General features: G+C 35.9%; 19 protein-coding genes and 1 pseudogene. 9 read left to right on the top strand and 11 right to left on the bottom strand.

All coding sequences use genetic code 11. The annotated features are described in order from the left end of the window. Positions 1–10 precede the first annotated feature (10 nt). The 4 genes from STA7437_RS00395 to pap all read right to left on the bottom strand — a co-directional run bounded on the left by STA7437_RS00395 (position 11) and on the right by pap (position 6,008). Complete coding sequence (locus STA7437_RS00395; protein ID WP_015191377.1) at positions 11–1,660, bottom strand: aminotransferase class I/II-fold pyridoxal phosphate-dependent enzyme; 1,650 nt, start codon at positions 1,658–1,660, stop codon at positions 11–13. A gap of 220 nt (positions 1,661–1,880) precedes the next feature. Further along, positions 1,881–2,864, bottom strand: coding sequence for an RNA polymerase sigma factor, RpoD/SigA family (locus tag STA7437_RS00390; RefSeq protein WP_015191376.1), 984 nt, complete (start codon positions 2,862–2,864; stop codon positions 1,881–1,883). 737 nt (positions 2,865–3,601) lie between these two features. Continuing rightward, on the bottom strand, positions 3,602–4,471 hold the full coding sequence (locus STA7437_RS00385) for a mechanosensitive ion channel family protein (protein ID WP_015191374.1): 870 nt from the start codon (positions 4,469–4,471) through the stop codon (positions 3,602–3,604). A gap of 43 nt (positions 4,472–4,514) precedes the next feature. Continuing rightward, complete coding sequence (gene pap, locus STA7437_RS00380; protein ID WP_015191373.1) at positions 4,515–6,008, bottom strand: polyphosphate:AMP phosphotransferase; 1,494 nt, start codon at positions 6,006–6,008, stop codon at positions 4,515–4,517. A 160-nt stretch (positions 6,009–6,168) separates the two neighbouring features. On the opposite strand from pap, the gene STA7437_RS00375 reads away from it, so the two are divergent. Beyond that, positions 6,169–6,828, top strand: coding sequence for an NAD(P)H-dependent oxidoreductase (locus STA7437_RS00375; RefSeq protein WP_015191372.1), 660 nt, complete (start codon positions 6,169–6,171; stop codon positions 6,826–6,828). 173 nt (positions 6,829–7,001) lie between these two features. After that, positions 7,002–8,201, top strand: a complete 1,200-nt coding sequence (locus STA7437_RS00370; protein ID WP_015191371.1) for an FAD-dependent monooxygenase — start codon at positions 7,002–7,004, stop codon at positions 8,199–8,201. Positions 8,202–8,257: 56 nt separating this feature from the next. On the opposite strand, the pseudogene STA7437_RS27595 reads toward STA7437_RS00370, so the two are convergent. The 3 genes and pseudogenes from STA7437_RS27595 to STA7437_RS00360 all read right to left on the bottom strand — a co-directional run. Next, positions 8,258–8,443 (bottom strand): annotated as a pseudogene (locus tag STA7437_RS27595) (SAM-dependent methyltransferase); the annotation flags it as partial. After that, positions 8,440–8,670, bottom strand: coding sequence for a hypothetical protein (locus STA7437_RS26755; protein WP_041619051.1), 231 nt, complete (start codon positions 8,668–8,670; stop codon positions 8,440–8,442). The gene STA7437_RS26755 and the pseudogene STA7437_RS27595, both read right to left, overlap by 4 nt. A 185-nt stretch (positions 8,671–8,855) precedes the next feature. Beyond that, the gene (locus STA7437_RS00360) at positions 8,856–9,590 is read right to left on the bottom strand and encodes a cobalt-precorrin-6A reductase (protein WP_015191370.1); all 735 of its coding nucleotides are present in this window, start codon (positions 9,588–9,590) and stop codon (positions 8,856–8,858) included. Between the two features lie 163 nt (positions 9,591–9,753). On the opposite strand from STA7437_RS00360, the gene cbiD reads away from it, so the two are divergent. Then, complete coding sequence (cbiD, locus tag STA7437_RS00355; protein WP_015191369.1) at positions 9,754–10,845, top strand: cobalt-precorrin-5B (C(1))-methyltransferase CbiD; 1,092 nt, start codon at positions 9,754–9,756, stop codon at positions 10,843–10,845. Positions 10,846–10,896: 51 nt separating this feature from the next. Here the strand turns inward: cbiD and STA7437_RS00350 are convergent, their stop codons facing one another. From STA7437_RS00350 to ileS, 3 genes are all read right to left on the bottom strand, one after another. Next, positions 10,897–11,103 carry a hypothetical protein gene (locus STA7437_RS00350; protein WP_015191368.1) on the bottom strand — a complete coding sequence of 69 codons (207 nt, stop codon included), beginning with the start codon at positions 11,101–11,103 and terminating at the stop codon, positions 10,897–10,899. Between the two features lie 36 nt (positions 11,104–11,139). Then, positions 11,140–13,314, bottom strand: a complete 2,175-nt coding sequence (locus STA7437_RS00345; protein ID WP_015191367.1) for a DNA cytosine methyltransferase — start codon at positions 13,312–13,314, stop codon at positions 11,140–11,142. 87 nt (positions 13,315–13,401) lie between these two features. Continuing rightward, positions 13,402–16,278, bottom strand: a complete 2,877-nt coding sequence (gene ileS, locus STA7437_RS00340; protein WP_015191366.1) for an isoleucine--tRNA ligase — start codon at positions 16,276–16,278, stop codon at positions 13,402–13,404. Between the two features lie 214 nt (positions 16,279–16,492). On the opposite strand from ileS, the gene STA7437_RS00335 reads away from it, so the two are divergent. The 3 genes from STA7437_RS00335 (at position 16,493) to STA7437_RS00325 (ending at position 19,132) form a co-directional block, all read left to right on the top strand. Beyond that, positions 16,493–17,413, top strand: coding sequence for a nucleotidyltransferase domain-containing protein (locus tag STA7437_RS00335; RefSeq protein WP_041619633.1), 921 nt, complete (start codon positions 16,493–16,495; stop codon positions 17,411–17,413). 19 nt (positions 17,414–17,432) lie between these two features. Beyond that, on the top strand, positions 17,433–18,194 hold the full coding sequence (locus STA7437_RS00330; protein WP_216087073.1) for a nucleotidyltransferase domain-containing protein: 762 nt from the start codon (positions 17,433–17,435) through the stop codon (positions 18,192–18,194). Positions 18,195–18,460: 266 nt separating this feature from the next. Then, the gene (locus tag STA7437_RS00325; protein WP_015191363.1) at positions 18,461–19,132 is read left to right on the top strand and encodes a calcium-binding protein; all 672 of its coding nucleotides are present in this window, start codon (positions 18,461–18,463) and stop codon (positions 19,130–19,132) included. 53 nt (positions 19,133–19,185) lie between these two features. Here STA7437_RS00325 and STA7437_RS00320 read toward each other — a convergent pair whose 3' ends face one another. Beyond that, positions 19,186–20,247, bottom strand: coding sequence for a metal ABC transporter solute-binding protein, Zn/Mn family (locus STA7437_RS00320; protein ID WP_015191362.1), 1,062 nt, complete (start codon positions 20,245–20,247; stop codon positions 19,186–19,188). A 71-nt stretch (positions 20,248–20,318) separates the two neighbouring features. On the opposite strand from STA7437_RS00320, the gene STA7437_RS00315 reads away from it, so the two are divergent. From STA7437_RS00315 to STA7437_RS00305, 3 genes are all read left to right on the top strand, one after another. Continuing rightward, on the top strand, positions 20,319–21,068 hold the full coding sequence (locus STA7437_RS00315; RefSeq protein ID WP_015191361.1) for a metal ABC transporter ATP-binding protein: 750 nt from the start codon (positions 20,319–20,321) through the stop codon (positions 21,066–21,068). Between the two features lie 23 nt (positions 21,069–21,091). Continuing rightward, positions 21,092–21,922, top strand: coding sequence for a metal ABC transporter permease (locus tag STA7437_RS00310; protein WP_051036084.1), 831 nt, complete (start codon positions 21,092–21,094; stop codon positions 21,920–21,922). A gap of 317 nt (positions 21,923–22,239) precedes the next feature. Then, entirely contained in the window at positions 22,240–25,173 is a 2,934-nt protein-coding gene (locus tag STA7437_RS00305) for a DEAD/DEAH box helicase (RefSeq protein WP_015191359.1), read from the top strand. The last annotated feature ends 66 nt before the right edge of the window (positions 25,174–25,239 follow it).

Raw genomic sequence — 25,239 nt, 5'->3', positions numbered from 1 at the left:
CCTATCTGGTTTAAAGTTTCGCGATTTCTTCTGCTAAAGTATCTACCGTCAACTGAATTTGTGCGATTGTGTGATTGCAAGTGACAAAAAACCGCAAACGCGCCTCATTTTGAGGGACAGAAGGATAAATCATAAAAGGAACGTTAATGCCCCGTTTAAATAAATTTTGAGAAAGTTGAATTGACTTCAAAGAATCTCCCACAATAATAGGAATAACAGGAGAGTTTTCGCTCATTCCTGTGTTTAATCCTCGTTCTTTGGCTAAATCCAGAAATAATTTAGCTCTAGCTTGTAGAATTGCTACTCTTTCTGGTTCGGCTTTTAAAACATTAATTGCTGCTAAAGTAGCTGCTGCATTGGGAGGCGACATTCCCACACTAAAAACAAACCCAGGAGCAGTATATTTAAGATATTCCACCAAGGCGTGAGAACCAGCAATATAACCGCCACAACTAGCAAAAGATTTGCTTAAAGTACCCATCCACAGATCGACATCGTGGGGATTGACATTAAAGTATTCTCCGATTCCACGCCCAGTTTTACCAATTGTGCCAATCGAATGGGCTTCATCTACCATTAAGAAAGTTTTATAGCGTTTTTTCAACTCAATAAATTTAGGTAGATTGGCAATGTCACCATCAGTACTATAAACACCTTCGATCGCAATTAAGACCCTTTGATAACGTTCTCGGCGATCGCGCAAAATTTCTTCTAAAGCTGCAAAGTCATTATGAGGAAAGGCAACTAAACTTGCTCCCGACAGAAAACAACCTTGAAGAATACTATTGTGGCTGAGAGAATCATACAAAATCAGATCGTTATTGCCAAATAAATGACCGATAGTAGTTACATTAGTAGCGTGACCACCTACAAAAACAATACTAGATTCACTACCAATAAAATCTGCGATCGCTTGTTCTAATTGACGATGAATTGGTTTTTCTCCAGCAATAAGACGACTAGCACAGGCAGAAGTACCATAGCGTTCAATTGCATCTTGGGCTGCTTGAGAGACAACGCGATCGCCACACATCCCAATATAATTATAAGTAGCAAAATTAATTAATTCTCTGCCATTAATAATGGTTGTATCATTAACTACTTGTTCTTGAGGAATAAAGAAAGGATTGCCATTTCCTAACGCCTCAACTTGTTGAATTTGTAATTGTAGTTTTTGATATTCAGGAAAAGATTCAAAGCGATAATATTCTGGAGGAATATTTAATTGCTTTTCTGGTTCTGTTTGGGGGAGAGAATCGAAACTACTCCGTCCATTGTCTGCTTGAACTTCCTCAATCGAGTTATTGAAATTAGCTGAATTAGATTTATTGCCAGTAGTAGTGTCGGCTAAATACTGAGCAAGAGTTTCAATATTAGGATAATCCCACAACAGAGTTGGCGAAAGACGACAGCCTAAGTAATTTTCCAACTCACCTGAAAGATTAATCGCTTCTACTGAATCCAAACCATATTCACTAAATTCTTGTTGAACATCTATCTGATTGGGTTCTAGAGCCAACATTTCCGCAATTTTATCAATTAACCAGCCTTCAATTGCTTCTACATTCGGAACAGAACCAAGCCCATTTAATCTACTATTACTAGTCAAAGAGATATTTGTATTATTTTTTCCATTCCAGGTTTCATTTAATAGTGTCATTATCGACTCCTACACCACTTTTTAAATAATCTTTAGTCTAGCCGACACCTTTCTAGACAATATTAATTAAATATGAGGCTTATTGTGCCACGAACCCCCGCTAAAATATTAGGACATTTAGCAGGGGTTGGTGTTGATTTTCTTAATTTTTAACCGATTTATAGATACTTTTTGTCTAAAAGACTTATCAATCGGTAATTACAAATTGGCTCAGAAAAATTTAACTAGCGATATAATCGCGGACGTTAACTCTTCTTCTTCTGAGTTGAGCTAGTGCTTGATGTTCTAGCTGGCGTACTCTTTCTCGGCTAAGATTCATCCTCTGACCAATTTTGGCAAGTGATAGTTCCTTACCATCTTCTAAACCAAAACGCAGAGCAATAACTTCTCTTTGTTGAGGGGTAAGATCTGCCATCAGATGTAACAAATCTTGTCGCAATAATTCTTGAGTAGCATAATTGTCAGGAGATGTTCCTTCGTCTTCTAGGAGTTCGGATAGTTCTGTATCCTGATTATCACCAACTCTCACATCCAGAGAAATGGGTTGACGAGCTACATTTAAATACTCGCGAATTTGTGCAGTATCTAGCTCTAACTCTTGGGCAATTTCCGCAGGAGTGGCACTACGTCCTAGTTTTTGAGAAAGTTCCCGTTGAGTTTTCTTTATTTTATTGAGTTTCTCGGTAATGTGAATAGGTAAACGAATGGTTCGAGCTTGTTGTGCGATCGCTCTAGTGATCGCTTGACGAATCCACCAATAAGCGTAAGTAGAGAATTTATAACCCTTAGTAGGATCGTATTTTTCTACTCCTCGTTCTAAACCCAAACTACCTTCTTGAATCAAATCGAGAAATTCCATATTGCGCTTTTGATATTTTTTCGCGATCGCGACTACTAAGCGCAAATTCGCCTCGATCATTTTTCTTTTTGCCCGTTGTCCTTGTTTTATCGCCCTGTCAAGTTCTGCTTCACTCAGATTGACTTGATTTGCCCACTCCTTCAGACTCAGTTCTTTGCCTAGTTTATGCTCCAATTTTTCTTTTTTAGTTAACAGGGTCATCATTTTTTGCACTTGTTTCCCATAAACAATTTCTTGTTCGTGGGTTAACAACGGTACTCTACCAATCTCATGCAGATAAGTTCTGACTAAATCTGCTGAGTAGTTGGTTTTATCATTTTTTTGATTGAGTTTAGCTGTGGGCATTGGTACCGTTATGACTCCTTAAAATAAATTAAAAGTCCTGTTAATTAAGTTTGAATAAAGAATTAATCACAATTTGTTAATTTGTTTCAACCAAATCGCGTTTGTAATAAGTTTGCTCTTTATTCAACTATTCTTTTAGACGTTAGTTATCAATAGAAAGTTCAAATTGTTTTTTAAACAAGATTTGTCTACATTTACAGCAGTTCGGTTTTGGTAATTTTAAGCTGTAACTGATAAGCTGCTATTTTCATAATGAAGCAAAAACAGTTACAATGGAATATTGGCTTAAGACGGATTGCCGAACTTATTAATAGTTATATTGGAGTATTTCCCCTACGAGAGAATCCTTTATTTTTTTATTAGAAATTTTTATCCTTAATTTAACCTTAATCAAAAATAAATCTTGGCTAAATTATGCTTTCCCTGTGGTTTTTGCTTATTTTTGGCTAGACCCAGGTATTAAAGCTCGGGTTGCAACTAACTTTTGATAGTAGCTCCAATATCTTTATTTAAATAGTTTCTTTCAAAATCGAGAATAAACAGGGAAGAAACAACTGTAGTTACCAGTAGAGACGCGACATGTCGCGTCTCTACACCAGTTATTAATTACTAATTACTAATTATGAGGGATGAATAATCAACAATTAACCATTAACGCTCAATCCGTATCGAACGGATGTACCTCATAGAGCGTGAGAACTGCTATATACTAAGCCTCTACAAGTGTGAACAGTACTCTACTTGACGGGTAAGCAATCGTGATATTGATTGTGGTTGTAATAATATAAAGTTCTGATTGGATAAGGAATATTAATTCGAGCAGCGTCAAAAGCAGTTTTAATTGCCAGAATTGCTTTGGTTTTGACTTGACGGGCTTGTTTTTGTTGGGGTAAAGTCCAGTAACGCACGATTAAATTGATTGAACTGTCACCAAATTCAACTAAATCAACTTCTGGTGAAGGTTCCGATAAAACACCAGGAACAGACGCGATCGCGCCTGCCAAGACTTGAGATGCTTCGGCTAAAGACGTATTATAATCGACTCCCACGGCTAAATCGGTTCTTCTGGAGACATAAGCTGTTTTGACTCTAACGGCATTAGTGAAAACAGTAGCATTGGGTAAAAGAATTTTTTCTCCTTCATAAGTCCGAATTTCCGTAGTCCGAATACTAATGTGTTCTACTCTACCTTGGTAGTCATCAATAACAACTTCATCTCCCATGCGAAAAGGTTCTTCAACCAAAAGAATAATTCCTGCTAAAAAGTTTTTAGCAATATCCTGAAAGGCAAATCCAATTGCTACCGTACCAATTCCTAGAGTAGCAATAATATCTCCTAGAGCTAAACCAGGAAAAGCGACTACACAAGCTAGTAAAATGCCACTAGTCCAAACTCCTACTTGAGCAGTTTTAGTCAGTAAAATTTGTAAAGAAGGATTACGAAGAGCTTTTTTTCCAGTGCGCTCAGCTATTTTTTCAATAAATTGTGCAACATAACGAGTTAAGCAGACAATGATGATCCCTGTTAGTAATCCTGGTAATGCTTTGATCGCTTCGCTCAGTAGATCTTGTAAGCTAGCAATCACTGTTTCTACAAGTCGACTCATAATCTCTTTCTCAAGGTGACTACTAAAGCGATCCGTTGTAACATTACTTGCATCTTTTTAGTTGTCTTTCAATCGCAGTTACCACGGTTTTAATCACACTGAGTCGAGCATAATATTTATCGTTGCCAGCAATAACTGTCCAAGGTGCAGCAGGAGTACTGGTACGAGCGATCGCTTGATTAATCGCTACTTCGTACAAAGACCATTTTTCCCGATTACGCCAATCTTCTTCGGTTAATTTGTAATGTTTAAAAGGATCGTTTTTTCTTTGTTCAAAACGTTGGAGTTGTTCTTCGGGACTAATATGTAGCCAAAACTTGACTAAGACATAACCAGCACCAGTCACCATTGCTTCAAATTCATTAATTTCTTGATATGCTCGTTGCCATTCGCGATCGCTACAAAAACTTTCAATTCTTTCTACTAAAACTCGACCATACCAACTGCGGTCAAAAATACCAATCGTGCCTCTTTGGGGTAGTTGTCGCCAAAAACGCCAAAGATAATGATACTGATGTTCTTCTTTGGTTGGTGCAGCGAAGGTAGATACTTTATAGCTACGGGGGTCTAAGGTATCAGTCAGTCTTTTTATTGCGCCTCCTTTACCCGCAGCATCCCAACCTTCAAACAAAACCAACACAGGTATTTGATGTTGATAAATTTGTAGTTGTAGTTGATGCAGTTTGACTTGAATTCGACGCAGTTGTTGTTTGTATTCTTCTTGTTCTAAACAAAGATTTAAATCTACCTGAGCCAAAAAATCTGGTTCAGTTGATAATAATTGACTTTGTGGTGGACTATTAGGAATAGTGAATTGATTAGTTGCTTGTTTAGATAAAACGGCCGAAATACTTGCCACCAACTGAGATAAAACTTTTACTTTAGCCCAACGCCGACAATTACCTTCCACCAAAGTCCAAGGAGCAGCACCAGTGCTAGTGTAAATCAGCATTTCTTCAGCTAATTGCTGATAGTGATGGTAATTTTTAGCCTGTTGCCAATCTTCAGGACGAACTCGCCAAGCATCTAGTTCATCAGCAGCATATTTTTTAAGACGAGATTTTAATTCTTTACGACTGAGATGAATCCAAAATTTTGCGATCGCAACTCCATCATCAACTAATTGTCGTTCAAAAGCATTGATGTCCCTCATCATTCCTGGCACATCTTCTGAGCTTAAACGCTTAAATAAACGATCTTCTAAAACGTGGGTGTACCAACTATGATAAAAAAAAGAAATTTTGCCTTTGGGTGGTAATTTTTGCCAAAATCTCCATAAAATCGGGTATTTCTGTTCTTCTAGAGAAGGCTGCAAAATGGGATGAACGGCAAAACCGCGAGGATCCATATAATTGGTAATTTTTTTGACTAATCCTCCTTTTCCTGCTGCTGCCCATCCTTCTAAAACAACTACCACAGGTAATTTTTGTCGCCAGCATTGAGTTTGTAAACTATGCAACTGACGCATTAAGTCTTGTATTTTGGTTTGATAAGTAGTTTTGTCTAAAGAAATATCGAGGTCAAGAATATCTAACACGTCTGGTTGATTAAAGTTTAGATTAAAGCAATTATGATCCAGACAATCGTTCAATTAAAACTAATTAAAGAAAATTTTTAAAGTTTCAATCCTGTAATTCATGCAGCAACATTAGTTTTATGTCTATCGTTAAACTGAAAACAGTTTAGCAACTTGATGCATGATTGACACAACCATAAGCCCCGATCTCATTCTGCAACAACTTTATTGGCGTTATGCTACCAAAAAGTTTGACCCAACTAAAAAGATTCCCGAATCGATTTGGCGAGTATTAGAACAGAGTTTAGTACTTGCTCCTTCGTCTTTTGGTTTACAGCCTTGGAAATTTTTTGTAGTTGACAACCCTGAAATTCGCCAAAAATTGGTAAAACATTCTTGGGGACAAACACAAGTTGTAGATGCTTCTCATTTAGTTGTTTTAGCCATCAAAAAAGACGTTGATGCTCAAGAAGTTGATCGCTATATTGAAAGAATGGCAGAAGTTCGCAATACCACAGTAGAAAATCTTGAGGGTTTTGGTAAGGTAGTTAAAGGATTTTTACAACAGCCACCTTATCCTCTTAATCTTAATGAATGGTCTGCCCGACAAACTTACATAGCTTTGGGGCAGTTTATGACTTGTGCAGCTATGTTAGAAATTGATACTTGTCCAATGGAAGGAATTTCTCCTGCTGAATACGATGAAATTTTGGGACTTCCTGCCCAAGGATACGCCACCGTAGTAGTTTGTCCTGCTGGATATCGAGCCGAGGATGATAAATATGCTTATCTACCTAAAGTTCGTTACTCAATCGAGGATGTTGTGGAATACATAGATTAAATAGTTTTATGTGGGGGAGCAACGCCACCCCCATTCAATACAGTTATCAGTGACCAGTTACTAATTACTAATTATGAATAATCAACCATTAACAATTAGCAATCAACTATTAACAATCAAGAAAAACCACGATGTACCTCATAGAGCGTGAAAACTGCTATATTTATTAAGCTATGACTCAAGTTGTAATTGTGGGAGCCGGCCCAACAGGAGCGACGTTAGCACTTTTGTTGGTTCAACATGGCATCCAAGTCAAACTAATTGAAGCTTCGCGTGATTTTCGGCGAGTATTTCGAGGTGAGGCATTAATGCCCAGTGGTTTAGATGCCTTAAAACAAATGGGATTGTCAGAATTAATCGCTCAGATTCCTCATAAAGCTCTTGATGGGTGGGAATTTATTTTAGAAGAGCGATCGCTTTTTCGGGTAGATGAACCAATGGAAGTTGATGAGCAACCTTGTACTTTAGTTTCACAACCTCATTTACTGGAAGCATTAATTCAAAAGGCAAGTAATTATCAAGAGTTTGAATTTTTACCAGGTAAACCCGTTCGTGATTTAATTAAGCAGGAAGGAAGAGTTATCGGTGTCACACTCGGAGAAGAACAAATTCTTGCCGATTTAGTTATTGGTTGTGATGGACGCAATTCTGTGGTTCGACAAAAAGCCGGTTTGTCATTAGAAAAACTCTCCAACAATATTGATATTTTGTGGTTTAAACTAGCTGCTGGTTCTTTGCTGGAATCAGAAAATATTTTTTACTCAATTCTCAAAGATCGCAATGGATTTGGTTTGTTTCGCAGTTCCGAAAATGAACTTCAATTAGGTTGGGGTTTACACGCTGACGACTCAATTAACTGGAAAGAAATTGATTGGACTCAGATGCTAATTGCCAACTCTCCTGCTTGGTTAGCCCAACATTTGCAAAACTATAGCCACACTATTACTCAACCAATTTTACTATCTGTCGTTGTTGGTCGTTGTCCTCAATGGCATCAACCAGGATTACTATTATTAGGTGATGCAGTTCATCCCCTCTCACCAATCCGCGCCCAAGGTATCAATATGGCATTACGCGATGTGATTGTAGCTGCAAATTATTTAATCCCTTTATTATCCAAACCCGTTAACCACAACGAGAGCGGTCTCATTTTACCACTCATTCAAGCCGAACGCGAACCTGAAATTATCCGCATTCAACAACTACAACAGCAAGAAATCGCCCAAGCAGAAAAATTACGTGGAAGTGCTTTGCTGCGATGGTTAGCTAGTCGTTTTGCACCTGTGATCCGCCCTTGGATTCGTCAGTCTTGGTTAAAAAGACAACAACAGTTACGTCAAGGTGTTACTCAAGTTCATTATTTATTTGGATAGTAGCGACTGATTTTCTATTGAAAAATAATAATAATTATGTTGGATATCTATCTTATTATTGTCCCAATAAGCCGAAAGTTGAGTTTTTTATATAGTCCGCAAATTGCTATTTTCCAAGGTGAAAAGGTATAATTGCCAACTCCAAAAATAGAAAATCGAGGATTATTTTGATATATTTTGCTTTTTCTAGCATCTAAATATTTTGCATGAGACTCTAAATAATTCCAAGTTTTAGGAGCTAAATAATTTTATTAATGTAATTTTGATTGATTTCAAAGCCTATAATTTTTCTCGCAGATTTGAAATACTTTGCAGAAACTGTAATGAAATTGCCTACACCACAGGTTGGCTCTATAATTACGTCGGGATTAATACCAAGTTCGACTCTCTTAGAGCAAATTTTTTCAGCCAAATCTACTGGAGTTTGAAAATCTCCGTATTCTATTTTGTTTTTGAAAGATTGAATCATAAACTCGATCTATAAACAGCAATTACACCTTCTTCTTGTCCAGCACGCTCAATTACTCTCCATATCTTAATTTGGCAACGTCTGTGCAAATACTAACTTTGCAATTAAAATAATTAGACTTTTGAACCGACTGAATTGAAGTTTTGAGAATTACCAATAGTAGTCAATCTTATTGGTTGAAAATTCTAAAAATGATTCAACCACTTCAAAACACTTTCTACATTACTAAAGCGATCGCTTTCTGGAATTATTGGACGTTTAACCATCACTACAGGTAACCCTAATTCCCTAGCAGCAATAATTTTGGCATAAGTTGCTTCACCACCACTATTTTTACTAACGATCGCTTGAATCTGATATTTTTTCAATAACTTGATTTCTTCTGCTACAGCAAAAGTCCCTTTATCTAATAATATTTCTCCTTTGGGGATTAATCGATCAGATGTGGGAGGATCGATCATACGCATCAAAAACCAGATCTCTTGTAAATGAGCAAAAGTAGATAGTTCTTGTTTACCAATAGTTAAAAAGACTCTTTTTGCTAAAGTAGGTAGTAGATCGGCAGCAGCTTGAAGATTTTCTACTTCGATCCAATCATCTTGTTTGGTTGGTTGCCAAGGTGGACGTACTAAGATGAGATAGGGAATGTTACAGATTTGGGCTGCTGTGGCTGCATTGAAAGAAATTTGGGCAGCATAGGGATGGGTTGCATCAATAAGTAGAGCGATCGCATTATTTTTGAGATAGTTAACTAAACCTTCTATTCCACCAAATCCGCCGATTCTCGTCTGTACGTTAATTTTGGCTGGTTGACTAGTTCTACCTGCTAGGGAAAGAATTACTTCTATCCCTTCAATAGTTGAAGCTTTGACGGCTAATTCAAAAGCATCACCCGTTCCACCTAAGATCAAAACTCGCATTCATATCAATCTTTTTTTTCATCAATCATGATACAGTCAAGAAAAGAAGAGTAGAATCAAAAGAGCAATCTACTATTATTCCAATTCTCCTCTGCATCTGTCGCTCCTCTGCTTTTAAAACACTTTTTTCTCAATCTAAGCTAAAATCATTAATTTTTAATCAATGGCTCGTACTGGTTATACCTTACCTGTTTTTGCTGTCGCTGCTGCTAAGGCTGCCTTGTTGCATTTACAAGAGAAAATGAATGCCGAACCCATCGTTACTCTCGATCTCTTACCAGAAAGCGCAGAAATACCTATTGAACAAGTAGCTAGTTTAGATTCTACCAGTGCTTTAGCAATTACCCTCAGCGATCCAGGGGATAATTTGGACTTAACTCGCAATACACCAATTTGGGCATGGGTGAGGTTGAGTCAGCGTGTTTCTGAGGCTTTGATTGTAGAAGCTGGTGAAGGTTTAGGAAAAACAGTAACAGGTAAACCTGCTATTTATAATTATGCTCGTCGTTTATTTGAGGCTAATTTATTACCACTAATTCCACAAGATCAAACTGTAACGGTTTCTATTATATTACCATTTGGTCGTCAACTAGCTCAAAGGACTTCCAACGAAGCTTTTGGGATTTTAGAAGGACTTTCTTTACTAGGAACTAGCGGTATTTCTCAACCTTTATCGGCTGCCGATCATTTAGAAGCATTTCGTCTCGATCTACAAAATAAAGTTCAAAACCATGCAAATTTAGTTTTTTGTCTGGGTAGCAATGGGATGCACGTTGCCAAACAATTATGTATTCCTGAAGAAACTATTGTTCAAACTGGTAATTGGATTGGTGCAATGCTAGTAGAAGCAGGTTTACGCGGTGCTAATTCTGTGCTTTTGCTTGGTTATCAAGGTAAATTAATTAAACTAGCTGGCGGAATATTTAATACATCTAGTCATATAGCTGATGCCAAGTTAGAAATTATTAGTGCTGCGGTGGCTTCTGTTGGTGGTAATCTTGAGACAATTCAAGCTATTTTAACAGCAAAAACCGCCGATGCTGCTTATAAAACACTAGTAAAATTGCAATTAGCTGAATCTGTATTTCCTTTATTAGCAGAAAAAATTAGCCAAAATGCTGTTGCTTATGTTCAAAAATACGCAGATGTTTCTCTAAAAATCGGTACTATTTTATTTAATCGTCAAGGGAAAATTATTAGTCAGGATGTAACTGCTAGAAAATTAATAACACTTTTATCTAGTAATAAAAAATAGAAGTAAATTACAAATTCAGATAAAACTAATCATAATAAATTTATAAATTTATTAATTGTTTTTTTTATAATCAGCAAATAAACGTTCTGCTTCTTGGCGACGACGGCGATTAATATTGTTATTACGAAGATCGGCTTCAGCACTTGCTATCGCTTCATCCAAAGTCATGTTTAAAACATCTAACATTAAACAAACTTCTCTAAGACGAGATAGTGATTTTTTTCTTGTTTCGATATCAGGTATTTTTTTATTATTCATATTATTTATACCCCAATTGTTTTAAATAGCTTAAAATTATTCAAGAGTTTTTAATATATTATTCCACTGTATTTTATGGATAGCTTGTAATTCTCGATCTTGTTCTACTAATCTAGAATAATTTTCAATAAAATTTTCTACTGATGTAATTAATCTCAAATAATATTTAAGTGTTGGAATAATTCCATTAACAATAACTTGACAACCATGATTCCGAGCAATTAATTCAATTTCATTTTTGATTTTAATTTCATCTTCTTTGTAAATATCAACAGAAGAAAATATATAGTATCTTCTGGGACTATATTTTAATATTTTATCTTTAGCATTTAGAACTAGTTGTAAACTAATTGGTTTACCATACTTAATTTCTATAGCTTCAATAAGTTTTTTACTTTTATCAAAAATTTTTATATCTCCTGCTGTTTTAGAAGTACGATCTGATGCAGTATGGCTGCCTAAATCTTTTAAAATACATTCTTTATATCTTTCAACTTCTTGAATTAATCTTTGATAAATTGCATAAAAAGCTATTACAGGTAATTTAGATGCTCCAAAAGTTTTATAATTATAGCTAAAATGAGTATCTAGACAATTAATAACTGTTATTATATTTAATTTTTCAGGATTTGCTAACTTAACAATGGCAATCCGATTAGATTGTGTAGCTTGTTTGATTTGATAAATTAGTAATTTAGTAATTAGTTCTGTTTTATCAGGATGTTCCTCTACAAAATCAATAATACTTAAGAAAGCATTTTTGACAGATTTATTATTAATTTTGCCTTCGTATTTTAGAGTATAAGGATAAGGTTGTTCTAGAGAACGAGTTAACCAACCACTTTCTGCCATAGCTGGTAGTCCTAATTCTTTAAGCGTGGGTGTAATATATTGAGTGTCTATTGTTCTACCAGAAAATCCTCCAGCCATACTTGTTTGATGATATCTAATATCTTGAGTCGGTTCGAGAATTTTATGTATTAATAGAGTTATTAATACTGTATAAACGCCTTTCTGCTTAGAACAATTTTGGGCAATAACATTAATATATTCAATTATCGGATCTGGTAATTGATTATTATTTTCCAAATCTGATGATTGATAATATATTTCTAATAATTTTTGTTTATGATTCATAACAGCGACTTCTAAAATCTCAAGCTGTACTGGTTTACGCTGATAAAAATTAATATTATGGTTATATATTTTTTCTTTCGATCTCATTAAATTTTGCTTGTTTATTTGAACGGCTAATTGATAAATCATGGGAATACATACAGAATTGCCAATTTGCTTGTAACATTCTGCAACTGAATCATGAATTTTAAAACTATTGGGAAACCCCATAATTCGATAGCATTCTTTAATTGTTAATTTGCGAACTTTATTTTCTTTTGGTATATAAATAAAAAATCTTCCTGATGTTTCTTGAGACGGGATAGTAGGATGAACTCCTTCCACAGAATAAATACGATTTGGTTGATGATGTACTCTAGAAAGATGTTGTGTATTAGGTCTAACTCCTTTTTTCCAAGTTGTTTTATTAGTTCTATATCCAACAAAAATTAATCCTGAAGATTGTTTTTTAGGATTTTCAATTAGGGTGTATTCTTGCTTTTTTAAATATTCAAAATATCCCTGTTTACAAAGATACTCTTCTAATTTTTTTATGCAGTTATTTGTCTCGATAAGATTAAAATCAAATTTTTTATTTTTAGTTGCAAAAATTATAATTCTTTCTCTATTTTGTGGAAGACCAAAATCTTTAGAATTAAGTATTTTATAATCGACTAAATATCCTAAATCTTCTAAAGAATAAAGAATTATATCTAAAGTTCTTCCTCGGTCATGATGAACTAAATGCTTTACATTTTCTAAAAGCACTACACTAGGTTGTTTAGCTTCTATAATTTTGCAGATATGGAAAAATAGCGTACCTCGTGTATCTTCAAAACCTTGTCTTTTGCCACAGATACTAAATGGTTGACAAGGAAAACCTGCGGTTAAAACATCAAAATCTGGTATTTTTTCAATGTCTATCTTAGTAATGTCATCTTTGGGTTTTTCACCAAAGTTATTAAAATAAACCTCTTGACAAGCACTATCTATTTCACAAGAATAGACACACTTATATCCAGCCTGTTCAAAAGCTAGTCGAAATCCTCCAATTCCTGCAAAAAGATCGATAAATGTTGGTGTTTGCTTCTCCACTCGATGTCAGTCTAATATTCCACAGCTTCCTAATATAACAAAAGTCTGTAGGACAAGGGATAATTCTTACATTACCCCTCCAGTTGATTAAAACTCTCCTTTCAAAGCAGCATTACAGCGATCGCATATCGTCGGATCGTCTTTAAAACTTCCTACGGTAGTAGAATAATTCCAACAGCGATCGCATTTTTCGCCATCAGCTTTGACAATAGCAATTCCTAAACGATCGCTTTTACTGTTATATTCAGCTTTATCGATTGTTTCAGAAGAGTCTACCAATGCTACTTGAGAAGCAAGGAAGAAGTAACGCAACTGATCAATCCCATTGCCACTAAAACTATCAGTAGGATTAAAAGCTTCTAGATGTTGTTTTAGATCAGAATCGGCAACATATAATAAAACTTTAGCATCGAGAGAAGAACCGATCGCTTTTGCTGTTCTAGCTTGTTCCATTACTTTATTAACTTCGTCTCTTAACTGACGAATTTTTGTCCAAAATTGATTTAATTCTGGTTTCTTCCATTCGTCTTTCATCTCCACCCAACCAGCTTGGAAAACCGATCTATAACTAGTTTCATAGGGGATAGATTGCCAAATATCCTCTGCCATGTGAGATAATACAGGCGCGATCGCTTTTGCGAGACTTTCTACTGCAATGGCTAATACTGTCTGACAGCTACGACGACGGAAGGAATTTGGATCAGAAATATATAGTCTGTCTTTGGCAATATCTAAATAGAAGTTGGATAAATCTACCACACAGAAATTTTGTACGGTTTGGAAGAAGCGGAAGAATTGAAAACTTTCAAAGGCTTCGGTGACATCGGCAAACACTTCTGTCATACGATGCAGCATATACTTATCTAGTTCGGGTAAGTCTGCATAGGCAACTGCATCGGTTTCAGGATTAAAATCGTGTAAGTTACCGAGTAAGAAACGGGCAGTATTGCGAATCTTACGATAGATATCTCCTAACTGTTTGAGAATATTTTGACCGATGGGAACGTCAGAAGAATAGTCAACCGAAGATACCCATAATCTTAAAACATCTGCACCGTAAGGCGGTTCTTGTTTTTGATTGTTACCACCCTCGATGATGATTTTGGGATCGACGACATTACCCAAAGATTTACTCATCTTACGTCCCTTTTCATCCAAGACGAAACCGTGAGTTAAAACGGTTTGATAGGGTGCAATGCCATTAGTCGCGACACTGGTAAGTAAACTAGATTGAAACCATCCGCGATGCTGATCCGATCCTTCCAGATACATATCGACAGGATATTTTAAATTTCTGGCTTTAGCTACCGCTGCCCAAGACGAACCAGAATCAAACCAGACATCCATTGTATCCGTACCTTTACGATACTTGCGCCCGTTAGAACGATATTGTTCTGGTAACAATTCTTCTACAGGTAGTTCCCACCAAGCATCCGAACCCTTTGCTGCGATGATCCTTTGGACATAATTAATTGTTTCTTCGGTTAAAAGGGGTTCATTCGTTTCCTCATCATAAAATACAGGAATAGGAACACCCCAACTACGCTGACGAGAAATACACCAATCCGAACGTTCTGCTACCATCGGAGTGATGCGATTTTCTCCTTGGGCAGGAATCCATTGCACAGAGGAAATTGCTTTTAAAGCTTCTTCTCTAAATCCTTCTACCGAGGCAAACCATTGTTCTGTCGCCCGAAAAATAGTTGGTTTTTTGGTACGCCAGTCGTAAGGATATTTATGTTGATAAGGTTCTTCTTTTAGTAGCGAACCAGCATCTTTTAAAGCTTCAATAATCGCTTCGTTACCACCATTGAGAACATTTAACCCTGCAAATTTACCTGCTTCTTCAGTAAAATAACCTTTATCATCTACAGGAGAAAGAATCGGTAAACCATACTTCTGTCCGACAATATAGTCTTCTTGTCCATGTCCGGGGGCAGTATGAACTAAACCTGTACCAGATTCGGTAGTGATATAATCGCCTCCGATAACAACTTTACTTTCTCTATTGAATAAAGGATGACGATAAGTGATTCCTTCTAAAGCTTTCCCTAGTAAGGTTGTTTTAACTGTCAGGTTAGTACCGAGAGTTGCAGATAATTTTTCGACTAAATCTTTAGCAACAATTAAATACTGTAGAGACAATTCATGAATTGTCCCTACATCAACAACTGCGTATTCTAAATCCCCATTAACTGCAACTGCTAAATTTCCTGGAATAGTCCAAGGTGTAGTAGTCCAAATCGCTACACTTAAATTAGGTAAATACTGTTCTAATTCCTTTGCGTCTTCTCCCAAAGAGATTACAGGAAAGGCAGCATAAACACTACGGGAAGTATGCCCTTCAGGATATTCTAATTCCGCTTCAGCCAAAGCCGTATGAGAACTAGGACTCCAATGAACTGGTTTTAATCCGCGATAAATATAACCTTTTAATGCCATTTGCCCAAACACACCAATCTGGGCTGCTTCATAGTCAGGAGTCATGGTTAAATAGGGATGTTCCCAGTCTCCCCAGATTCCATATCTTTTGAAACCTTCGCACTGTTCTTGTTGGGTTTTCAGGGCAAAATCGCGGGCTTTGTGGCGTAATTTGATCGGGGTTAGACCCTCCCTTTCTTTCGATTTCATGCTTTGTAGCACTTTTAATTCAATCGGGAGTCCATGACAGTCCCAACCAGGAACATATTTAACTTTATGCCCTCTCAATAATTTGTATTTATTGATAATATCTTTGAGAATTTTATTTAAAGCATGACCCATGTGTAGCGAACCATTAGCATAGGGAGGGCCATCGTGAAGAATAAATAGATCATTTGGATTATGTTGTGACAGTTGTTCGTAAATTTGGTTTTCTGCCCAAAATTGTTGTAATTCTGGTTCGCGCGTCTTGGCGTTTGCCCTCATGTTGAATTCTGTCTGGGGCAGATTTACGGTATCTTTGTAGCTCTTTACTTCTGTCACAGTCTTAACGATTGAACTAAAGGTTGTTATCCATCTGTATATTATGACGCGATCGGGTAGTTGGTAGCAGGTTTTGTCTAAGTGGTATCTTTTACCATAAGATACGATCGCGTTTAAAAATGCTTTGTTGAAATCAATTTAAGAATACCTATACTACTGCTAAAAATAGGATACTTTGGATTTGTTCTATTTTTTAGTAATTGATAAAAATATTTTGAATCCTAATCTAATTATTCCTGTTGGCACACAAGTTGTTAGTCGTATTGAAGTTAAAAATAAACACAATGAAGTTATTTGTCCCCAGGGTGGAGTAGGTGTAATTATCAATTCTCCTATAGACAACTCTTACGCTTATAAAATTCGTCTGTCTAATGATGTGGAAATAATCTTAAATCGCCATGAATTTAGCATTCGTAAACAATATCAAAAACAAGGATTACAAAATGCTAGTGATATGTTGGCAGAGTTAAATCTTTATGACTATGTTATCTATCGTTGTGTAGTCGGTTCAAAAGCATTTGGCTTAGACCAAGAAAATTCTGATACAGATTTAAGAGGAATTTATTTACCTCCTGCTGATTTGCATTGGTCTTTGTATGGGATACCCGAACAATTAGAAAATCAGGATAATCAAGAATGCTATTGGGAATTCCAAAAATTTATTATTTTAGCCTTAAAAGCTAACCCTAATATTTTGGAGTGTTTATATACTCCCTTAGTAGAAAAAATAACTCCTATTGCTGAGAACTTATTAGCTAATCAAAAAATATTTTTATCTCAGTTAGTTTATCAAACTTATAACGGTTATGTAATCTCCCAGTTCAAAAAAATGGAGCAAGATTTGCGAAATCAAGGAACAATCAGACCGAAACACGCTATGCATTTAATTCGATTATTGTTATCTGGGATTACCATTTTGAAAGAAGGATATGTTCCAGTCAAAATAGAACAATATCGTGAAGAATTGTTGGCAATTCGTAATGAGTCTATGCCTTGGCAAGAAGTCAATAAGTGGCGATTAGATTTACATCAAAAATTTAGTGATAGTTTGAGTAATACTTCATTGCCTGAACGTCCTGATTATGAAAAAGCGAACGCTTTGTTAATAGAAGCAAGAAAAGCAATGGTTTTTTGAAAATGTTGAATTGTTTAAAATGTCTGTCATAATAATGCATCAAAAATTATTAACTCAAATAGCTCAAATACAACCTTATCCTTTAGTATTTTTGACTATTAGTGGCGCGCATTTATATGGATTTCCTTCTCCAGACTCTGATTACGATCTACGAGGAATTCATATCTTACCTGCAAGAGAAATAGTTGGCTTATATCCTGTTCAAGAAACTATTGAAAAGTCGGAAAGTAAAGAAGGGGTACTAATTGATTTAGTGACTCATGAGCTTAAAAAATTCTTGACATTATTACTAAAAAGAAATGGTTATGTTTTAGAGCAACTTTACTCGCCGTTAATCGTTTATACAACTCCAGAACATCAAGAATTAAAAGCGATCGCTTGTAAGTGTATTACTCGTAATCATTATTATCATTATCTAGGCTTTGCTCAAACTCAGTGGCGATTATTTACAAAAACTAATGTTTATCAGGTTAAGCCATTGCTATACGTTTATCGGGTTTTATTGACAGGAATTTATTTAATGAATACAGGAAAAATTGAGGCTGATTTAATTAAACTTAATCAAGAGTTTCAATTACCTTATCTTAATGATTTAATTGCTCAAAAACTAGCAAAGTCTGAAACATCATTATTACAAAAAATTGATTTGGAGTTTTATACTCAAGAATATCAAAAATTACAAAATGAGTTGAAAAAAGCTTTTGAAAATAGTTTTTTACCTAATGAACCTTCAGCTAAAGGTGAATTAAACAATTTATTATTAAAGCTGAGACTTTATTAGTTTTAAATTTTTACTATGCTTGATTCAATTAACAATTTAAATTATTATTCTTATTTCACAAAAACCACTCACTCTATTAGTTAGTTTGCTTGAATACTTCGATTGAGCCAAGCTAAAAAAACTCAATAAATTTTTAGCCAATTTGGCAACATTTTACCAATCAATATTTATACATTGAGGATAAAACTATTAAATTTTTTTTTAATAAATAATTTTCTCTAGAAGCGATCGCCATTTCAGTTCAAAACAAGGAAAGGAAGTTTACTATGGCGTTTAGTTTTAGTTCATCTAGTGCAAGTATTTCTGTCAGTGTTAATCAGAATGATATATTGTTCTCTTTAACTGATAATAAAAGTATCAAAATTAGTGCCAATAGTGTTAATGGCAATGCTAAGATTAACGGTTCTAATGGCAATGATTTAATACAAGGAGGAAAAGGTAACGATACCCTTTCTGGTAATGATGGTAATGATTCGATTATTGGCGGAGAAGGAAACGATTTTTTAACTGGTGGCAGAGGAAATGATTCTTTGCGAGGGGGAAAAGGTAAAGATACCCTTAGTGGTAATGATGGTAATGATTTGATTGCTGGAGGCGCAGGAAACGATCTTTTAACTGGTGGCAAAGGAAAAGATTCCTTTTATTTTGATAATTCTAAAGAAGGGATAGATACTATTACTGATTTTAATGTCAGCCAAGATTTGATTAAAGTATCAGGACATAAATTTGGTGGCGGTTTAGTAGCAGGTGATGTAATTGATCCTAGTCAATTTAGAATTGGTAGTGCTGCTGCCGATAGTAGCGATCGCTTTATTTATAATAGTTCTAATGGTGCGTTATGGTTTGATGCGGATGGTAATGGTTCAATCGCACCAATCCAAATAGCTACTTTAACAACGGGATTAAAGCTTACCCATGAGGACATTTTTGTAGTTTAAATATTTTGTTCTGGTACTTAACTAACTGCAATTGCACCATTTTGAGCCAATATTTAAGGCTGAAACGGTTCGCATTTGCCTCCTAATCCTACCGCGATCGCACAAGTATTATTTTCCATCATACCAATATAAGTACCCGCAGGAGTTCCTGCTTCACCTAGACCATCAGTATAGAGTTTTTGCTCAGAAATTTTAACATTGGCTTCGCGAGCAATACTATTAATTACTTTATCGTTAGCTGTTACTTCAGCAAAAATAGTAGGAATATTTGCCTGTCTAATTTCTGTGACTAAATCTCTTAATTTCGAGGCAGTGGGAGATTCTTCGGTACTTAAACCTTGGAGAGTTTTATATTCTTCTAGTGGATAAGCTTGAACATAGTAGTTTAAAGAATCATGGGTAGTAACTAAAATTCTTTGTCCTTCAGGAATAGTAGCAATTTGTTGATTAATCCAACCATTTAAATCAGTTAGCTTTTCAGTTAAGGCTGTTCCATTTTGTAGATAAAGTTCAGCTTGAGTAGGATTAAGTGAAATCAATTGAGACTGAATCAACTCTACCATTTCTACTGCATTCCACACATTATGCCAAATATGGGAGTCTGGTTTTAATTGGGCTTCTTTTTTGGTGGTTTCATTATGTTCATGTTCGTGAGACTCTTCTTCGTGGTGTTCATCTTCATGCCCGTGATCATGTTGACTCATAATTGGTTCAGTTACTACCGCTTCATGAACCGCAATTTTTGGTACAGTAGCTGTACTCGCTTCAATCAACTGAATAATACTTGGTTCAAATTCATAGCCTCCATACAAAATTAGTTGTGCTTGTTCAATCGCTGTTTTGGCTGAAGGGGTAGGGCGATAAGTATGGGATGATTGGGCAGGTTCAATTAAACAAGTTAAATCAATGGTATCTTGAGCAATTGTTTGGGCAAAATCGCACAACACACTGTGAGATGCTACTACTTTAGGTTTTTCTTGAGCGATCGCGAAGGCGCCTCGCGAAAGCGAGATCGCTTGAGTTTCTGAATTGATTTTACTACAGCTACCTAATCCCACCGTCAAGACTAAAAGTATTAATTTATAGATATTTGTGATTCTAAGAGTTTTTTTCATAAAACAAATTCTCAATGATAACGATTCTAATTTTATAATGATAATGATTCTAATTTTTTTTGAGGTCTACTGTGCTGGAAGTGTACGACTTGGCAGTAAATTATCGCGATACATGGGCAATTAAAGCTGTATCTTTTTGTTTGCAACCAGGACAAGTAACAGGTTTATTAGGCCCAAACGGGGCAGGTAAAAGTACTTTAGTCAAAGCAATTTTGGGACTTGTGCCTTCAGCCAAAGGAATAGTTAAATTTGGTTCTCAACCTCTCAAACGTCAACTAAAACGAGTAGCTTACGTACCGCAACGGACACAAATTGATTGGGATTATCCGATTACTGTTCAAAAAGTAGTAATGATGGGACGTATTCCAACTATAGGTTGGTTTCGCCAGCCTTCACGCCAATCTAAACTGATTGTCAAAAATGCTTTAGAAAGGGTAGGAATGTGGCAATATCGTCAGCGTCAGATTCGGGAATTATCGGGAGGACAACAACAGCGAGTATTTTTAGCTAGAGCGATCGCACAACAAGCGGATTTATTCTTTTTTGATGAACCATTTAACAATATCGATCGCAATACTGAAGAGGTTATTTTTGAAGTTTTTAGTGAACTTAAAGCCCAAAATAAAACTCTACTCGTAATTAGTCATGATTTAGGTGAAACAATCGCTCATTATGACCAATTATTATTATTAAATCAAGAATTAATCGCAGTTGGGTCAAAAGCAGAAGTTTTAAACCCAGAAAATTTACAACAAGCTTATGGTAAAAAAATAAATATCTTCTCTACTAATTCAACAGAACAGTGCTACTTCATTGGCTAATTGAACCTCTCGGTTTTGAATTTATGCGCCAGGCTTTAGTTCTTGGCTTTTTTTTAGGTATTCTTAGTGCGGTAGTCGGAAGTTACCTCATTTTACAACAAATGGGCATGATGGCTGGTTGCATTTCTCATGCTGTTTTACCTGGAATTTCCCTCGCTTTTTTTCTAAACATTAATTTATCAATTGGGGCATTTGTAGCAGGTGTACTTAGTGCTTTAGTTGTGATGATCATTGAATCGCGATCGCGGATAAAAATTGATGCAGCAATGGCTCTAACGCTTAGTACTTTTTTGGCTTTAGGAGTCATTTTAATTACGGTTTTAGGAACGAATCAAGTTGATTTAACGAGTTTATTATTTGGTGATATTTTAGGCATTACTTCTGCGGATGTTTGGCAAACAGTAATTATTACAGGAGTTATTTTATTATTAACTAAACTTTTTTATAAAGAATTAGAATTTTACACGTTCGATCCTTTGGGGGCAAAAGCCTGTGGTTTACCAGTAAATTTATTATATTTAGGTTTGATTTCTGCTATTACTATTACCATAGTTGCTAGTATGCAAACTGTTGGGGTGTTGTTAGTTATGTCTTTGTTGGTAGGACCTGCAATTACAGCATATTTATTAGTTAAAGAGTTACATCAAATGATGATTGTTGGTTCTATCTTAGGCATAATTTCTATTATCACAGGAATGTATCTAAGCTATTATTTTGATTTGCCTTCTGGGGCAGCGATTGTCTTAATTATTTGTGGTTTTTTCTTATTAGGATTTTTCTTTAGTCCTAGTCAGGGACTTTTTAGTTCTTTATTAACTAAGAAACGTTTACTGAATCGACAGCAGAAAAAATAATTAATTTGGTTTTGTTGAGGCCTACGGTAGTGCGCTTCGCTTAGGTTAATTGTTTGTCCACAGCCTTTACACAGATGGAGTTATCGGTTAGTAGTGTTTTTTTGTTGGTCGCTACGCGCACCTTCGGTGAGGTTGATTATTCATCCCTCATCATTAGTAATTAGTAACTGGTAACTGGTAACTGGTGTACAGACGTTCCATGGAACGTCTCTATTGATAACTGATGACTGATGACTGGTGATTAGTCATAATTTAGTAAAGATGTAACAATATATCTAACTTATTTATAGTGGCTTACAGTCTGAACAGAACCTCGCGTGAACGTAATTTCTCAAAATTCTGAGTTGAATCTCCACAAATTATTTCCGTTTGAACTTGATGATTTCCAAAAAGACGCGATCGCAGCTTTAGATCGAGGTAAATCAGTAGTTGTCTGCGCCCCGACAGGTTCGGGCAAGACTTTGGTGGGAGAATACGCTATTTATCTTGCTTTGAGTCAAGGCAAGAGGATTTTTTATACTACACCTTTAAAAGCTCTATCTAACCAAAAATTTCGTGATTTTTTAGGTCAATTTGGCGCAGAAAATGAAAAGCTAGTTGGATTAATTACTGGAGATATTTTAATTAATCCTAATGCTCAAGTAGTAGTGATGACCACGGAAATCTTTCGTAATATGTTGTATGAAACTCCGATTGGGGAAGTAGGAACTTCTTTAGAGAATGTTGCAGCAGTAGTATTAGATGAATGTCATTATTTGAGCGATCGCGGAAGAGGTACTGTTTGGGAAGAATCAATTATTTATTGTCCTACTCAGATTCAGTTAGTTGCCCTTTCTGCAACAATTGGTAATGCTGAAGAATTTACTGATTGGATTAATCGAGTTAGAAGCGACACAGCTATTAAAACTAAAGAACCAGTAATTAGTTGCGAGTTAGTTAATTCTGATTTTCGTCCTGTTCCCCTACGATTTTATTTTAGTAACAGAAAAGGATTATTTCCTTTACTAAATGCCCAACAAACTAAACTCAATCCTAAATTAAAAGCTAGCGAAAAAACTTCTCGCGAAAAAGGTGGTAATTCTCGACGTTCAAAAAATAGAGAATGTCCTAGTATTATCCAGACAATTCAACAGCTACAAGCTAAAGATATGCTGCCAGCGATCTACATCATCTTTAGTCGGCGCGGATGCGATCAGGCAGTTAATAATCTAGATAATCTCAATTTGGTTACTCCCGAAGAAGCTCAACAAATCGAAGCAATTTTGTTACAGTTTATTCTTAGTGAAAATCTAGAACTACAACAAATTTTATTACAGACTTTAGAACAAAGTAATCCTCATCTCAAATCTTTACTTTGGGGCTATTTGGCAGCTAATCCCAATGCAGCAAACGACTTATGGAATTATTTTGCTAACCATCCCAACGAAAAATACTTATTGTTTCAATTACTTGCCCAACTATCCCAAGTTCTTAGAATCGAACAAATCGAACCTTTAACCAGAGGGATTGCTTCTCACCATGCAGGTTTATTACCAGTTTGGAAAGAATTAGTCGAACGTTTATTTGAATTAGGTTTAGTCAAGATCGTTTTTGCCACTGCTACTTTAGCAGCAGGAATCAATATGCCTGCTAGAACTACCGTTATTTCTGCCTTATCCAAACGCACTGATGACGGACATAGTATGTTGACTCCTTCCGAATTTTTACAAATTGCAGGCAGGGCAGGCAGAAGAGGCAAAGATGAAGTTGGTTATGTTGTTACAACCCAAACTCCCTTTGAAGGCGCGAAAGAAGCTGCTTATCTAGCTACTTCTCAAGCAGAACCCCTCAGAAGCTGGTTTACTCCTTCCTATGGAATGGTACTAAATTTACTGCAAAAACATACCATAACTGAAATCAAAGAACTGTTAGAAAGAAGTTTTGCCGAATATCTGGCGCGTAAAAGATTAGCCCCCGAGCAACAAGCGATCGCTATTTACACTACTGAATTAACTAAACTCGATGTTGAACTTGCACCAATTCCGATTGGACAATTTACCAGTTATGAAAAAATACGCGATCGCCTTAAAGAAGAACATCGACTGCTAGACATTCTTCAGCAACAAGCAGAAGCGGTTAGAAAGAACGCAATTAAACCTTTGATCCCAGATATTCAACCAGGTCGAATCGTTGGTTTAAAGGGCAAACACGTGCGAGTCTCATCACCTTTAGCAGCAGTAGTAATTACTAAAATTCCAGGTTGCGGTCAAGCAGATAATTTAGTTTGCTTAGGAATTGATAACTATTGGTATATCGCAGCTAATGCTGATATCACTGAAATTAATGAAGGTTTTCTTGCTCCAGAAATAATCAAAGAAATTCCCTTACCTTCCTTAGAAAATCCACGTTTGGGTAAAGGACAACCAGGTAATCCTCAGACTCTAGCAGTTTGTAAACAAATCGAACATAACTTAATTCCTGCGATCGCGCCTGCTGAAGTGATCGAACAGCAACAAAAAATTGACCAATTACAAACTCAATTAGACAATCATCCCCTTCAACAATGGGATAATCCTGGTCAAATGGTGAAACGCCACAAACAAAGAATAGAATTGCGCGAAAAACTTCACCGTACCCAAATTCAATACCAAAAACACAAATCCAATCAATCCTATTATTGGGATGAATTTCTAAGTTTGATTAAAGTATTACAAGAATTTCAAGCTCTTGAAGAATATACCCCTACTGCTTTAGGACAAGCTGCTGCTACTATTCGCGGAGATAATGAACTATGGCTAGCTTTAGCTTTTCTGTCGGGAGAATTAGAAGTTTTAGAACCTCCTCAACTAGCTGCTGCTGTTTGCGCCCTAATTACAGAAACTCCTCGTGGTGATGTCTGGTGCGACTTTCCGCCACCGCCAGAAGTATTAGAAGCTTTAGGGATTAAAAAACGACAAGATGCTAATAAATCAGCAAAAACTTCAATTTTAAGAGAAATTCGTCCTCATCTGTTCCAAGTTCAACATCGTTATGGAGTAGGTTTACCAATTTGGAGAGAATATGAATTAATTGGACTCGCCCAACAATGGGTATTAGGCATCGAATGGAATGAATTATGTGACAGTACTAATCTGGATGAAGGTGATATTGTCCGAATGCTGCGACGGACTCTAGACGTTCTTTGGCAAATTCCTCAAATGCCTCATGCTTCCTCAACTTTAGTTAATAATGCCCAAGAAGGGATCGCGATGATGAAACGTTTTCCGATTTAAAGTTTAAATTTTAAATAATTTAACATAACTATTCAATAGAACATGATCTAGAAAGCGATCGCTTTA

This window comes from Stanieria cyanosphaera PCC 7437 (assembly GCF_000317575.1).
In the GTDB taxonomy this organism is placed as follows: domain Bacteria; phylum Cyanobacteriota; class Cyanobacteriia; order Cyanobacteriales; family Xenococcaceae; genus Stanieria; species Stanieria cyanosphaera.
This window is presented reverse-complemented; position numbering and strand designations above follow the sequence as displayed.

Bases quoted from the DNA above. Each gene is read 5' to 3' on its own strand.
- STA7437_RS00360 (WP_015191370.1), bottom strand. From the start codon at position 9,590: ATGCGAGTTTTGATCTTAGGTGGAACGGGTGATGCTTTTGAATTAGCC.
- STA7437_RS00325 (WP_015191363.1), top strand. From the start codon at position 18,461: ATGGCGTTTAGTTTTAGTTCATCTAGTGCAAGTATTTCTGTCAGTGTT.
- STA7437_RS00350 (WP_015191368.1), bottom strand. From the start codon at position 11,103: ATGAATAATAAAAAAATACCTGATATCGAAACAAGAAAAAAATCACTA.
- STA7437_RS00330 (WP_216087073.1), top strand. From the start codon at position 17,433: ATGTCTGTCATAATAATGCATCAAAAATTATTAACTCAAATAGCTCAA.
- STA7437_RS00385 (WP_015191374.1), bottom strand. From the start codon at position 4,471: ATGAGTCGACTTGTAGAAACAGTGATTGCTAGCTTACAAGATCTACTG.
- STA7437_RS00395 (WP_015191377.1), bottom strand. From the start codon at position 1,660: ATGACACTATTAAATGAAACCTGGAATGGAAAAAATAATACAAATATC.
- STA7437_RS00370 (WP_015191371.1), top strand. From the start codon at position 7,002: ATGACTCAAGTTGTAATTGTGGGAGCCGGCCCAACAGGAGCGACGTTA.
- STA7437_RS00375 (WP_015191372.1), top strand. From the start codon at position 6,169: ATGATTGACACAACCATAAGCCCCGATCTCATTCTGCAACAACTTTAT.
- STA7437_RS00310 (WP_051036084.1), top strand. From the start codon at position 21,092: ATGCGCCAGGCTTTAGTTCTTGGCTTTTTTTTAGGTATTCTTAGTGCG.
- STA7437_RS26755 (WP_041619051.1), bottom strand. From the start codon at position 8,670: ATGATTCAATCTTTCAAAAACAAAATAGAATACGGAGATTTTCAAACT.
- STA7437_RS00320 (WP_015191362.1), bottom strand. From the start codon at position 20,247: ATGAAAAAAACTCTTAGAATCACAAATATCTATAAATTAATACTTTTA.
- cbiD (WP_015191369.1), top strand. From the start codon at position 9,754: ATGGCTCGTACTGGTTATACCTTACCTGTTTTTGCTGTCGCTGCTGCT.
- STA7437_RS00390 (WP_015191376.1), bottom strand. From the start codon at position 2,864: ATGCCCACAGCTAAACTCAATCAAAAAAATGATAAAACCAACTACTCA.